This window comes from Microbispora sp. NPDC046973 (assembly GCF_040644495.1).
Lineage (GTDB): Bacteria > Actinomycetota > Actinomycetes > Streptosporangiales > Streptosporangiaceae > Microbispora.
The window spans coordinates 37015-49940 of sequence record NZ_JBEYWQ010000023.1 but is presented as its reverse complement, the minus strand read 5'-3'; the positions used below and the strand labels follow the sequence as shown (position 1 = coordinate 49940).

The following is a 12926-nucleotide window of genomic DNA, read 5'->3' as shown; positions in this document are numbered from 1 at the left end:
CGAAGTCGCTCAGGCGGCCGTGGCGACGGTGCGGGCCTTCGCCGCGGCGGCGGAGCGGCGCCGCAGGCCGGCGACGCACGCCATCGTCAGCAGGATGATCACGATGTACTGCGCCACGACGAGCCAGATCGATCCCGACCAGGTCAGCAGCGCCTGGGCGATGAGCGGGGTGGTGCCGCCGATCAGCGCGCCGCACAACTGGTAGGACAGCGAGATGCCGGTGTAGCGCACCCTCGCCGGGAACGCCTCGGCGAGGAAGCCCGCCAGCGCCGCGTACGACGCGCCGCCGAACACGATGCTCAGGGCGAGGCCCAGCGTGGCCAGCGGCGCGGAGCCGGTGCCGACCAGCAGGAACGTCACCGGCGTCATGACGATCAGCACGGTGAACGCCGCCAGCATGAACTTCGCGGCTCCCCAGCGCTGGCCGAGCACGGCCCCCACGGGCTGCGTGACGAACTGCACGACCGCCACGACGAGCAGCACGTTCAGCATCGTGCCCTTCGCGATGCCGAGGTCGGTGGTGGCCCACGACAGGATGAAGGTGTTGGTGAAGTACGCCGACGCGATGCCGACGCCGCTCGCCCCGATGCCGAGCAGCACCAGCGGCCAGGCCGTGCGGAACACCTCGGCGACGGGGAGCTTGGCGACCTCCCGCTGCTCGCGCATCCGCACGAACTCCGGCGACTCCTCGACCCGCAGCCGGATGACGAGCCCGATCACGAGCAGGACGGCGGAGGCGAGGAACGGGATGCGCCAGCCGTACGACAGGAACGCGTCGTCGGGCAGCAGGCTGACCAGCGCGAACATCCCGGTGGCGAGGATCGAGCCCGCGGGCGAGCCCTGCTGGGCGAACGCCGCGTAGAAGATGCGCTTGGGACCGGCGTGCTCGGCGGCGATCAGCACGGCGCCGCCCCACTCGCCGCCCACCGCGATGCCCTGCACCAGGCGCAGCGCGGCCAGCAGCGCGGGCGCGGCCATGCCGACGGACGCGTACGTGGGCAGCACGCCCACCAAGGTCGTCGCGCCGCCCATGAGGAGCAGCGTGGTGATGAGCGTGCCCTTGCGGCCGATGCGGTCGCCGAGGTGTCCGAAGATCACACCGCCGAGCGGGCGGGCCAGGAACCCGACCCAGAACGTGGCGAAGGACGCCATGACGCCCGCCGTGGGGCTGGCCTCGGGGAAGAACAGCTTGCTGAACACCAGCGCCGAGGCCGTGCCGTAGATGTAGAAGTCGTACCACTCGATGGAGGTGCCGACGAAGGAGGCGATGCCCGCGCCGCGGGCCTTGCTCGTACTCAATTGCGTATCACCAGGGGGACTAGGCGAAGTGATGCAGTCGGGAAAGCGGCACCTCGGTGGCGGGGTCCACGTGGACCTCGGTCCCGTCCACCAGGACGGGACCGGGCTCCCGTGACACCTTGACCCGCGGCGTCGCCGTGTTGCGGCACATGTCGGCCCTGGTCAGGCCGCGCGCGCGGCGGATGGCCGCGTAACGCAGGCCCGCGGGCAGCGCCTCACGGGCGTCCGCGGAGTCCAGCGCCTCGTGGGCGACGAAGATCCGCGACAGGCGGGCCGGCGCGTCGCCGAGCCCGCCGAAGTACGGGCGGTAGACGCGGGGCTGGGTCAGCCGGGTCGAGCCCGAGCCGCTGCCGGACACGCCCCAGGCGACGAAGCCGGCCTTGATCACGAGCTCGGGCTTGGTGCCGAACCACGCCGGGTTCCACAGCACGATGTCGGCCAGCCGCCCCGGCTGGAGCGTGCCGACCTCGTGCGCGATCCCGTGGGCGACGGCGGGGTTGAGTGTGAGCTTGGCCAGATAACGCAGGACCCGCGCGTTGTCCGGCTGCGCGGTGTCCGGCTGCGTCGCCCCCGTGCGCAGCGCCTGCAGGTGGGCGAGCTGCCAGGTCCTGCGGATCGTCTCCGCGACCCGTCCCATGCCCATCGAGTCGGAGTTGACGATGCTGATGGCGCCGAGGTCGTGCAGCGCGTTCTCGGCGGCGATGGCGTGCGCCCTGATCCGGCTGCGGGTCACCTCGACGTCGCTGCCGATGTGGTGGTTCTGCCGGTGGACGGTCATCGTCATCGGGAACAGCTCGCCGACCGTGTTGGTGGTGTAGGGGATGGTCGGCGTCGTGGACGACGGCAGGATGTTCGGCTCGGAGAGGATCTTGAGCAGGTCGGGGTGGCCGCCGCCGCCCTCCACGTGGTAGGCGTGCACCGTGCGGCCCCGGGTGGCGGCGACCGTGTCGGCGAGGTAGCCCGACTCGTTCATCGAGTCGGTGTGCAGCGCGACCGGCAGGTCCGCCTGCTCGGCGACCCCGAGGCAGGTGTCCACGATCCGGGGCGTCGCGCCGAAGTCCTCGTGGATCTTGAAGCCCCCGGCGCCGGCGAGCACGGCCTCTTCAAGGAGCCTGGGCGAACTGGAGGAGCCGCGGGCGAGGAAGGCGACGTTCATCGGGGTGCCCCGCCAAGCGCTCATCAGCGTGTGCAGGTTGTGCGCGGGGTTGCAGCCCACGTCCCAGACGCCGCCGAGGCCCATGCCCACGACGGTCGTCACGCCGGAGGCGAGCGCCGCCGGGGCGATCTCGGGCGAGGACAGGTGCACGTGCGAGTCGATGACGCCCGGCGTCGCGATGAGGCCCTCGCCGGTGACGATCGCCGTGTGGGAGTCGATCGCGAAATCCCCGACACCGATGCTGACGACACGGCCGTCCTTGACGCCGATGGCCGTCTTGCGCACGCCGAGCACCGGGTCGAGCAGCACGACGTTGGTGACGACCAGGTCGAGCGCCGACTCCCTGTCGGCGCGCGGCGAGGCCAGCAGCCCGTCCCGCAGCGTCTTGCCGCACCCGCCCAGCAACTCGTCGCCGTACGGCGTGTCGTCGCGCTCGACCTCGATCCACAGGCAGGTGTCGCCGAGCCGTACGCGGTCGCCCGTGGTCGGGCCGTAGATCCTCGCGTAGGTCTCCCTCGGGATGGTCGTCACGCCTTCACCACCTCCACGAGCCGCTCCACTCCGGGAGGGAAGGCGAGCGCCGTGCCCGCCGGGATGTCCAGGCGCATGCCCTCCGCCTGCGCCCGGTCGAAGGACAGGGCGGGGTTGACCTGGTCGAGCGGGAAGTGCGAGGAGACGTAGACGATCTGCTCGCCCTCGTTGCGCACGGTGAGCCGCCCCCGGTCGCGCCCCGGGTTGAGGCACAGCTCCCCGTCGGCGGTCTCCACCGCGCCGGGGCCGCGCCCGTCCCCCACACCGAAGGGGGTGTCGACGCAGACCAGGGCCGTACCGTTGGGGAACAGCGCCTCGACCTGCACCTGCGGCACCAGGTCGGGCACGCCCTCCATCACGTCGTCCGCGGTGAGCAGCGACCTCGCCGCCGCCACGACCTCCTCCAGGGACGCGCCGTCCCAGGCGCGTTCGAGGATCTCGTCGCAGAGCAGGGCGATGGCCTCCGGGGCGTTGAGCCGCCTGCCCCGGGCCCGGCGCCGCCGCGCCAGTTCCGCGACCGTGAAGAGGGTGAGCCGCTCCTGCTCGCGAGGCGTCAGGTGCACAGTCCGCCCTCGCTTTCGTCTCCGCTCGATGGCCCGTCCTTGCGGGCGAGTCAACCGTAGGCGCAGGCCAGGGGCTTGCCCAACGGCATTCCGTCGCGGAAATCGGCGGCTAGATTGTGCAGGTGAACACTCCCCCTCCGGCCCCGGTGACCGAGCTCGCGCTGCGCTGCCTCGACGACATCGACGACATCGTCGAGGGGTGGCTGGCCGAGGTCGAGCTCGTCGACCCCTACGGGTCACCCGACCCGCCCGTCTCCCGTGACGAACTGCGGGGCACGGCGCTGACCGGGCTGGACATGCTGCTGCGGCACATCGCCACGGGATCGGTCGCCCCCGGCATGGCGGGGGTCTCCGAGCGCGTCGGAGAGCGCAGGGCCGGCCAGGGGGTGCCGCTGGAGTCGCTGCTGGCCGCCGCGCGGCTCGACGCCCGGGTGCTCTGGCAGGCCATGAACGCGCGGGCGACGCCGGAGGCGCTGCCCGGCCTGATCGCCGGGGCCCACCTGGTCTGGGAGGCGGTGGAGCAGCACGTGACCGGGCTGATGACCGGCTACCAGCGGGCGGTGCTGGAGATGGGGCGGCAGCGGGAGGACCAGCGCAGGGCCTGGTTCACCCGGCTCATGGACAACCAGGGCCGCAACCCCGACGTGGTGCGCGACGCCGGCCGGGTCCTCGGGTTCGACCCGTCGCTGCCGCTCCTCGCCGTGGTCGCCCATCCCGGGGAGGGGGCGGCGCTGCGCGCGGCGGCGTCGGGAATGGCCGCGGGCACGGCAGGAAGCAGGGTGCACTGCTACCGCCACGAGTCGCCGACCGGCGACGTGCTGATCGTGCAGCCGCCGGCCCGGGCAGCCGATCCGCCGCGGTCGGTCCTCGCCGCGCTCGCGGGGGTGCGCTGCGGCGTCTCCCCCGTCGTCCCCGGCCTGTCGGAGGTCCCCCGCGCCGTACGGCTCGCCTCGGCGGCCGCGGGGGCGTCGCGGGCCGGTGCGGGACCACGGCGGCTGGAGGACGCCTGGCTGGACGTCTTCGTCGCCGGCGGCCGGGAGCTGGCGGCCGAGCTCGCCCAGCAGGTGCTCGGCCCGCTGTCCGCCCTGGGCGGGTCGGAGGGCGAGCGGCTGCTGGAGACCGTGCGAATCCATCTGGCCGGCTCGGGCTCGGTCGCCGACACGGCCGCGGCCCTCTACTGCCATCGCAACACCGTGCAGCACCGCTTCGCGCGCTTCCGCGAGCTCACCGGCCGGGACGTGCGCGTCCCCGAGGACGCCGCCGTCGTCGCCCTCGCGCTGCGCGCCGCCGACGCGCTCTCCTAGCCGCCTGTCCTAGAGCCTGCGGTCTTCCATCTCCCAGATGTGGTCGACCACGTGCCAGACGATGCGGCGGGCGGCGTACCGGACGGGCCAGCCCTCACCACCGGGAGGAAAGGCCTCCGCGGGCCGTTCGAGCACCCGCGCGATGTCCTCGCGCATGGCGGTCAGATCGGCCTCGCCCGTGAAGGGCTTGTACCGCACGCCGATCTTCCGGGCGTACGCGCGCTCGGCCTCCACGACGTGGGCGACCATCTTGTCCCTGTCCCTGCCGCCGCCTCTGGGGCCCTTGCGCAGCTCCTCCGGGGACGCCGCGGCCGTCTCGGCGAGCACCGCCCACGCGGCCCGGGCCAGGGCGGCCGCACGCGCGGCCTCCGGCGCGTCCACCGGCTCCCGGTCGAAGCCCGGGATGGCGGAGATCGCGCCGAAGTCCGTCGTGCTGTCGCCCTTGACCCGCTCGACGACCGCCGGGTCCCCCGGCGCGAACTCCAGCCCCGCCCGCTCGGCGATCACCCGGAAGCGCGGCGTGTAGTCCACGAGCGTGTCGAGCGCGGCCTCCTCCGTCCTGCCGATGCGGCACCAGCCCGGCCAGTCGATCGAGCAGGCGAAGACCTTCTTGGGGCCGATTTCCAGGTAGACGCGATGGTTCATGCCGTCAGCATGGCACCCGTACGTGACAGAACCTGTCAGGTTCAGACCAGGTCGATGAGGTCGGCCACGGAGTTGACCACCTGGGTGGGCCGGAACGGATACCGGTCGATCTGGTCCTTCTGCGTGACGCCGGTCAGCACCAGGATCGTGTGCAGACCGGCCTCGATGCCGCAGACCACGTCGGTGTCCATGCGGTCGCCGATCATCGCGGTGGTCTCGCTGTGCGCGTCGATCCGGTTGAGCGCGCTGCGCATCATCATCGGGTTGGGCTTGCCGACGAAGTAGGGCTCCACCCCGGTGGCCTTGGTGATCATCGCGGCCACCGCGCCGCAGGCCGGCAGCGAGCCCTCGGTCGAGGGGCCGATGGGGTCGGGGTTGGTCGCGATGAAGCGGGCGCCGTTGTCGATCAGCCGGATCGCCCGCGTTATCGACGTGAAGCTGTAGGTGCGGGTCTCGCCCAGCACCACGTAGTCGGGGTCGAGGTCGGTCAGCACGTAGCCGACCTCGTGCAGGGCCGTGGTCAGCCCCGCCTCGCCGATCACGTACGCCGAGCCCTCGGGCCGCTGGTCGGCGAGGAACTTGGCGGTGGCCAGCGCGGAGGTCCAGATCGCCTCGGGCGGCACCTCCAGCCCGGCCGCGCGCAACCGTACGGACAGGTCCCGGGGGGTGTAGATCGAGTTGTTCGTCAGGACCAGGAACCGCTTCCCCGACTCCTTCAGCCGCCTGATGAACTCGTCGGCACCCGGCACCGGCTGCCCCTCGTGGACCAGCACCCCGTCCATGTCGGACAGCCACGACTCGATGGGCTTTCGCTCGCTCATGTGTCCAAGCATGGCAGGTGACGGCACGGCGAAGCACATCCCTCACCGTGTCCAGAAATATCCTGATGCGACCTCAGGTTGGGGGTGGCATGAGCGAGGACATCATTCGCGGGGTGCCGCGCGGGACGGCCGAGGTGCCGCTGTCGATCCTGGAGCTCGCGACCGTCGGCGAGGGCTCCACGCCCGCCGAGGCGCTGCGCGACGCCACCGAACTGGCCCGCCGGGCCGAAGAGTGGGGATACCACCGCATCTGGGTCGCCGAACACCACGGAATGCCCGGAGTGGCCAGTTCCTCCCCGGCCGTGCTCATCGCGCATCTCGCGGCGGCGACCCGGTCGATCCGGATCGGCTCCGGCGGCGTGATGCTGCCCAACCACGCCCCACTGGTGATCGCCGAGCAGTTCGGCACGCTGCACGCGCTGCACCCCGGCCGCATCGACCTCGGCCTTGGCCGCGCCCCGGGAACCGACATGGCCACGGCGAACGCGCTGCGCCGCTCGGCCGAAGTGGATCCCGACGAGTTCCCCCAGCAGGTGGCCGAGCTGACGGGCTTCCTCGACGGCTCCTTCCCGCCCGGCCATCCGTACGAGAGGATCCGGGCCGTGCCCGGCGGCGCCGACTCGGCGACCACGGGCCGGCCGCCGATCTGGCTGCTCGGCTCCAGCGGGTTCAGCGCCAGGCTGGCCGGGCTGCTCGGGCTGCCGTTCGCCTTCGCCCACCACTTCAGCGCCGCCAACACCGAGCCCGCGCTCGACCTCTACCGCTCCTCGTTCCGGCCCTCGGAGGTGCTCGACCGGCCGTACGCGCTGATCGGGGTCGCGGCCGTCGCGGCCGACACCGACGAGGAGGCGCTGCGCCAGACCATGCCGGGCGCGCTGTCGTGGCTGCGCCTGCGCCAGGGCCGGCCCGGCCGTACGCCCACTCCGGAGGAGGCGGAGGCGTACCCGTACACCCCGATGGAGCGGGAGTTCGTCCGCGAACGGCTCTCGACGGTGGTGCACGGCGACCCGCAGACCGTGCGGGACGGGCTGGAGGAGCTGCGCAAGCGCACCGGGGCCGACGAACTGATGATCACCACGCAGGTCCACGGCGGCGCGGCGCGCCTGCGCTCCTACGAGCTCATCGCCCGCGCGTACGGCATGATCCCCTGATCCCCCGATCTCCGGCGGAAGCGGTCGCGGGACGAATCGCGGAGACCGCGAACATCCGCGGCCCGCCGGTCATCCAAATCACCGAAGACCGGAGGAGAGGGGCTCCTCCGGGGTTCGGGAAAGGAATGACCATGATCCTACGGGGGATCCGCAACGGCGCCCTGGCCCTGTCCGCGGCGGCGCTGCTGACCGTCGCCGCCGCCGCTCAGGCCGGCGCCGCGTCCGCCGCCCCGGCGTCCGTGAGCGCCGCGAGCTGTGCCCGCGTCAACCACTCGTCCGGCTACGTCACCCAGACCGTGAAGGTGACCAACAACTGCGGCTACACCGTCTCCTTCTCCGTCCGGCGCGTGGGGCCCGACAGTCCCTGCTACATCGTCCGCCCTGGTCACTACCGCACGTACAAGTGGGGCAACGGGCTGAACTACCAGGGCATCAGGTGGAACTGCTCCTGAGCTTCGCCTCGCGGACGCCCGCTCCGGCGGGCGTCCGCCCATAACGACGACGCCCGGGAGTGGAGGCGGAGCGGAAGGCTTCAGGCCGTGAGGCTCACCGGTGGACTCACCGGGGGGCGAGGGCTTCCAGGGCCTCCTCCGCGCGGCGCATGGAGTCGCGGGGGTCGGCCTCGGGGTTGCCGATCTCCGGGTCGAAGTTGAGGTCGTGGAAGACCTCGGTCACGCCCTTGGCCGCGAGCGCCTCGACGTCCCGCCGGATCTTGTCGTACGACCCGGTCAGCGGGCCCTCGTCCTCCGGGCGGACACGGGTGACGCCGCGGACGACGAACCGCAGCGCGTCGGGGTCGCGGCCCGCCTGCCGGGCCGCATCCTTGACGATGGCGATCTGCTGGTCGATCGAGCCCAGGTCGGCGCGGCTGGAACTGATCCAGCCGTCGGCGATCCGCCCGGCCCGCTCCAGCGCCACCCGGGCCGTGCCGCCGAGCATGACCGGCGGCGGCGTGGCCGGCTTGGGGTCCTGGTGCGAGCGCGGCACCTCGTAGAACTCGCCCTTGTGCTCGACGACGTCCTCGGTCCACAGCCGCCGCAGCAGGCCGACGTACTCCTCGCCGCGCCTGCCCCGCCGTTCCATCGGCACGCCGGAGGCGGCGAACTCCTCGGGCAGCCAGCCGAGCCCCAGGCCCACGTCGAGCCTGCCGCCCGACACCTCCTGGAGCGAGGCGAGCTGCTTGGCCATCAGCACCGGCGAGACGAAGGGCAGGTTGAGCACGGCCACCCCGAGCCGTACCCGCTCGGTGACGCCCGCCAGGTAGGCGAGCGCGACGACGGGGTCGTGCACGCTCCGGTAGACCGGCCCCATCGGGTTGCCGACGGGATAGAGCACGCGCTGGAACGTCCACACCCCGTGGTAGCCGAGCTCGTCCGCGCGGCGCGCGATCCGCCTCATATTCTCCGGCGTCGCCCACGAGCCCGACACCGGCACCGAAAACCCAATCCTCATAACGGCACCCTAGGGTGTCCTCCGTGATCGAGGAACTGGCGCGGCTGGCGCGCCGCGACGGGCCGGTGACGGTGCTCAAGCAGACCCGCGTGCTCGTCGTCAGGGCAGGCGACGTCGTCGTCAAGGCCCATCCCCCCGGCACCGACGAACGCGCCCTGCGCGCCCGCCTCGACGCCGCCGCGAACCTGCCCGGCGTCATGCTGGCCCCTCTCGGCCTCGAACGGCTGGACGGCAGGCTCGTCACGATCTGGCCCGCCGGCGAACCGCTGACCATCGCCGACGTCGACGCGGGGACGACCCCGTGGGAGGAGGGCGGCCGGCTGCTCGCCCTGCTGCACTCCCGGCCGGCGCCCCCGGAGCTGCCGCCCGCCGGAGGACCGTCACGGTTACCCCGGGCGATGGCCGACCTGGCGGCGGCAGGCGTCCCCGACCCCGTCGCGGCGCCCATCCGGGCGGCGTACGCCACGCTGCCGCCGGTCCGGGAGGGCGGCACGCTGACGCACGGCGACTGGCACCTCGGCCAGATCGTCCGGCACGACGGCGCGTGGCTGCTGATCGACCCCGACGACCTGGGCGCGGGCGACCCCGCGTGGGACCTGGCCCGCCCGGCCGCGTGGTACGCCGCCGGCCTGCTCGACCCGCGGGACTGGGAGCGTTTCCTGACCGCCTACCTCGCGGCCGGCGGGACCGCCGTCTCCGCGGACGACCCGTGGCGGGAACTCGACGCGCCGGCCCGGGCGTTGACCGTCCAACTGGCCGCGACGGCGGTGGCCACGGCGGCGCGAGCGGGGGAACCGCCCGACGACGCCGCCGGGGCCCTGGTGTCCGCCTGTGGGAGGATCGTCGCGGCCACGGAGGCCGAGACCTGACCGAGGGAGAGTTCGTCACATGGAGTGCCCCAAGTGCCGTGGACGGATGCGGACGTTCGACCGCAACGGGGTCCACATCGAGCAGTGCGACAACTGCCGGGGGATTTTCCTGGACTACGGCGAGCTGGAGACGCTGACCCGGATGGAGTCCCAGTGGGCCCAGCAGCACTACGCTCCCCCGCCGCCGGCGCACGGAGGGCCGGCCTGGGGCGGCCACCACGGAGGCCACTACGGCCACCGGCGCAACAGCTGGGTCGGCATGCTGTTCTCCAGCTGACCCCTTCACCGAGGCTTCAGACGGAGGCCGCGGCCCGGGTCCGGGTCGCGGCCTCCGCCGTGCCGTCCGCGGTGTCCGGTCACGCCGGGAAGGCGTCCGGGTCCACCTCGCTCGTGGTGGCGTTCCCGCCGAACACGGCGTCGAGGGTGAGCGTCCAGTCGCTCCACCTCACGCTGTAGCCGGAGTAGACGGTGTGGAATTTCAGCGCGTCGTCGAACTTGGAGAAACCGCAGTCCCTGGTGAAGGCACGGATGCCTCTGTCGTAGTCCACTCCGGTGGTGAAATAGACGCGGTAGGTGCCGTCCTTGATGTTCGCGACCTTCGCGGTCGACCCCTTGCGCACGTAGAAGCTGACCGCCTTACGACCGCCGCGCACGAGGGTCACGACCCCGTCCTGCGTGCCGCCGTTCTTCACGGTCAGGCTGCCCCGGCCGCCGCGGATCGCCGAGAGCAGCACCGTGCCGTTGCCGGGGCGGCGGGCGCGCTGGGCCGGCGGCTTGATCTGGACCACCGGATAGTCCCCGGCCTTGGCGAGGTCGCCCGCGGACGCCTTGAGCGCCGTGAACTCGCCCGACCGGCCGAGCCTGGCCAGCACGGCCGTCCCGCTGCACAGGGCGTGCGACGTCACGTCCTCGTCCAGCGAGCCGAGCCTGCCGCCCAGGCCGCGCAGCGCCGCGACGTAGTCGGCGTGCTCGGGGGCGACGTCCGCGGGAGGCCGCAGGCCGCCGAGCCGGTCCAACGCGGATTCCACGGCGCTTTCCGCCCGGCTGATGCGCTGGTGCAGCGACCGGAAGGTCCGCGCCTTGGCGATGGCGGCGAGCGTCGTGCGGGCCGGGCGGCCGGCGGCGTCGAGCGCGCTCCGGTACGCCTCCGGGGTCAACGCCGGCGGCCCGGAGGCGGAGGCGGCGGCGGACGGCGCCGTCTCCTCGTCGGAGGCGGCCTTTCCCGAGCCGCCGGGCGATCCCGTGCAGGCCGCGAGCGTGACGGACGCGGCCAGCACGGCGCCGGCCGGGACGATGCGTGAGAAGGTCCGGGGGGAGATCACGCGAAACACTGTCAGCCGGTGAGCGGACGCTGTCAACACGGGGTCATGCCGACGACGTCACCCCCTCCGGGCCCAGGGTGAGCCACCGGGTGATGCCGATCGACTCCAGGAACGGCAGGTCGTGGGAGACCACCACGAGCGCTCCCCGGTAGGCCGACAGCGCCTGCCCGAGCTGGCGCACGCTGGCCAGGTCGAGGTTGTTGGTCGGCTCGTCCAGCAGCAGGAGCCGCGGCGCGGGCTCGGCCAGCAGCAGCGAGGCCAGCACGGCACGGAAGCGCTCGCCTCCCGAGAGCGTGCCGGCCGGCCGTTCGGCCCGTGCGCCCCGGAACAGGAACCGGGCGAGCCCGGCCCTGACGGCGTTGACCGACGCCGCCGGTGCGACCGCCCGCACGTTGTCGACCAGGCTGAGCTCGTCGTCGAGCACGTCGAGCCGCTGCGGCAGGTAGCGCACCGGAACGTTGAGCCGGACCGAGCCCTCACCCGGCGGAATCTCCCCCAGGATCGTGCGCAGCAGCGTCGTCTTGCCCGAGCCGTTCGGTCCCAGCAGGGCGACCCGTTCCGGGCCGCGGACGACCAGGTCGCCGATCGGCCCGGCGGCGGTGCGCAGACCGTCCAGTTCGAGCACGGTGCGCCCGGCCGGCACCTCGGTGGCGGGCAGCGCCACCCGGATCTCGGCGTCGTCGCGCACCGCCTCCTCCGCCTCGGCCAGCCGTTCGCGGGCGGCCGCCACCTTCCCCTCGTGCATCGTGCGGTGCTTGCCCGCCGCGACCTGGGCCTGGCGTTTGCGCTCCTGCATGATGATCTTCGGCTCGCGCTTCTGCTCGTACATCTTGTTGCCGTAGCGCACCCGCCGCGCCAGCTTGGTCTGCGCCTCGACCAGCTCGCGACGCTGGCGGCGCAGGTCGCCCTCGGCCACGCGGACCATCCGCTCGGCGGCCTCCCGCTCGACCGCGAGCACCTCCTCATACTCGCTGAGCGGGCCGCCGAACGTGCGGCGGGCGGGCAGGTCGGCGATCTGGTCCACCAGGTCGAGCAGCGCACGGTCGTGGCTGACGACGACCAGCGTCCTCGCCCACGACGAGACGGCGTCGTACAGGCGCCGCCGCGCGTCGAGGTCGAGGTTGTTGGTCGGCTCGTCGAGCAGCAGCACGTCGGGCTCGGCGAGGAAGCGCGCGGCGAGGCCGACCATGACGGTCTCGCCGCCCGAGAGCGTCGCGACCGTCCGGTCGAGGTCCACCGCCGTCAGCCCGAGGCGGTCGAGCTCGGCCCGGGCGCGCTCCTCGACGTCCCAGACCACCGCGTCGTAGTTCGCCTCGCTCAGATCGCCCCGCTCGATGGCGTGCAGCGCCTCCCGCGCGGGCGTGATCCCCAGCAGGTCGGCCACCGTACGGCTCGCGCCGAGCGGGAGGTTCTGCGGCAGGTAGCCCAGCCGCCCCGTGACCGACACAGAGCCGTCCGTCGGCGTCAGCTCTCCGGCGATCAGCTTGAGCAGGGTGGACTTGCCGCTGCCGTTGACGCCGATGAGCCCGGTCCTGCCGGGGCCGAAAGCGAAGTCGAGCTCCTCGAAGACGGACGTCCCGTCGGGCCAGGAAAACGACAGATCCGTACAGACAATGGAATAAGACATGAGGCGGCTCCGGGTATCCCCAAGGGTGAAATGGCGAACGAACCGTGGAGACACCGCGGGCACGGGCCGCGAGGCGAGGGTCTGCCTGAGGTCGCTGCGCCGGACCACCGATGGCGGCCGTGGGCGCGGTGTCGAGACCTCAGAGCTCCAAATGACCCTCCAGGGTGCGGCGGCAGGACGTCCGTC

The 12926-nt window shown here is 72.8% G+C and carries 13 protein-coding genes; 5 read left to right on the top strand and 8 right to left on the bottom strand.

The annotated features are described in order from the left end of the window. Nucleotides 1–9: 9 nt before the first annotated feature. From ABZ860_RS32260 to ABZ860_RS32250, 3 genes are read right to left on the bottom strand one after another with little or no spacing between them, the layout of a single operon-like run. Nucleotides 10–1299: an MFS transporter gene (locus ABZ860_RS32260; protein WP_357227343.1), complete on the bottom strand. Its 1290-nt coding sequence runs from the start codon at nt 1297–1299 to the stop codon at nt 10–12. Nucleotides 1300–1318: 19 nt separating this feature from the next. Next, complete coding sequence (locus ABZ860_RS32255; RefSeq protein WP_357227340.1) at nt 1319–2986, bottom strand: urease subunit alpha; 1668 nt, start codon at nt 2984–2986, stop codon at nt 1319–1321. After that, on the bottom strand, nt 2983–3549 hold the full coding sequence (locus tag ABZ860_RS32250; RefSeq protein WP_357227337.1) for an urease subunit gamma: 567 nt from the start codon (nt 3547–3549) through the stop codon (nt 2983–2985). The genes ABZ860_RS32255 and ABZ860_RS32250 overlap by 4 nt, the downstream gene beginning before the upstream one ends. Before the next feature lie 122 nt (nt 3550–3671). Here ABZ860_RS32250 and ABZ860_RS32245 point away from each other — a divergent pair, with 122 nt between their 5' ends. Then, nucleotides 3672–4853 (top strand): helix-turn-helix domain-containing protein, encoded by a 1182-nt coding sequence (locus tag ABZ860_RS32245; RefSeq protein ID WP_357227334.1) that lies wholly within the window; start codon nt 3672–3674, stop codon nt 4851–4853. A gap of 9 nt (nt 4854–4862) precedes the next feature. On the opposite strand, the gene ABZ860_RS32240 is transcribed toward ABZ860_RS32245, so the two are convergent. Both ABZ860_RS32240 and ABZ860_RS32235 read right to left on the bottom strand, forming a co-directional pair. Next, nucleotides 4863–5498, bottom strand: a complete 636-nt coding sequence (locus ABZ860_RS32240; RefSeq protein WP_357227331.1) for a hypothetical protein — start codon at nt 5496–5498, stop codon at nt 4863–4865. 41 nt (nt 5499–5539) lie between these two features. Then, the gene (locus ABZ860_RS32235) at nt 5540–6319 is read right to left on the bottom strand and encodes an HAD-IIA family hydrolase (protein WP_079319985.1); all 780 of its coding nucleotides are present in this window, start codon (nt 6317–6319) and stop codon (nt 5540–5542) included. A gap of 89 nt (nt 6320–6408) precedes the next feature. Between ABZ860_RS32235 and ABZ860_RS32230 the strand changes: the two genes are divergently transcribed. Continuing rightward, entirely contained in the window at nt 6409–7470 is a 1062-nt protein-coding gene (locus tag ABZ860_RS32230) for an LLM class flavin-dependent oxidoreductase (protein ID WP_357227328.1), read from the top strand. A gap of 131 nt (nt 7471–7601) precedes the next feature. Then, complete coding sequence (locus tag ABZ860_RS32225; protein WP_357227325.1) at nt 7602–7922, top strand: hypothetical protein; 321 nt, start codon at nt 7602–7604, stop codon at nt 7920–7922. Nucleotides 7923–8028: 106 nt separating this feature from the next. On the opposite strand, the gene ABZ860_RS32220 is transcribed toward ABZ860_RS32225, so the two are convergent. Further along, nucleotides 8029–8922 carry a TIGR03619 family F420-dependent LLM class oxidoreductase gene (locus ABZ860_RS32220; protein ID WP_357227322.1) on the bottom strand — a complete coding sequence of 298 codons (894 nt, stop codon included), beginning with the start codon at nt 8920–8922 and terminating at the stop codon, nt 8029–8031. Between the two features lie 23 nt (nt 8923–8945). Between ABZ860_RS32220 and ABZ860_RS32215 the strand changes: the two genes are divergently transcribed. Together ABZ860_RS32215 and ABZ860_RS32210 are read left to right on the top strand one after the other, a co-directional pair. Further along, complete coding sequence (locus ABZ860_RS32215; RefSeq protein WP_357227319.1) at nt 8946–9791, top strand: phosphotransferase; 846 nt, start codon at nt 8946–8948, stop codon at nt 9789–9791. 19 nt (nt 9792–9810) lie between these two features. After that, nucleotides 9811–10068: a zf-TFIIB domain-containing protein gene (locus tag ABZ860_RS32210; RefSeq protein WP_079319226.1), complete on the top strand. Its 258-nt coding sequence runs from the start codon at nt 9811–9813 to the stop codon at nt 10066–10068. Between the two features lie 79 nt (nt 10069–10147). Here ABZ860_RS32210 and ABZ860_RS32205 read toward each other — a convergent pair whose 3' ends face one another. Next, nucleotides 10148–11113, bottom strand: a complete 966-nt coding sequence (locus tag ABZ860_RS32205; RefSeq protein ID WP_357227315.1) for a hypothetical protein — start codon at nt 11111–11113, stop codon at nt 10148–10150. 43 nt (nt 11114–11156) lie between these two features. Continuing rightward, nucleotides 11157–12740, bottom strand: a complete 1584-nt coding sequence (locus ABZ860_RS32200) for an ABC-F family ATP-binding cassette domain-containing protein (RefSeq protein WP_357227312.1) — start codon at nt 12738–12740, stop codon at nt 11157–11159. Between the last annotated feature and the right edge of the window lie 186 nt (nt 12741–12926).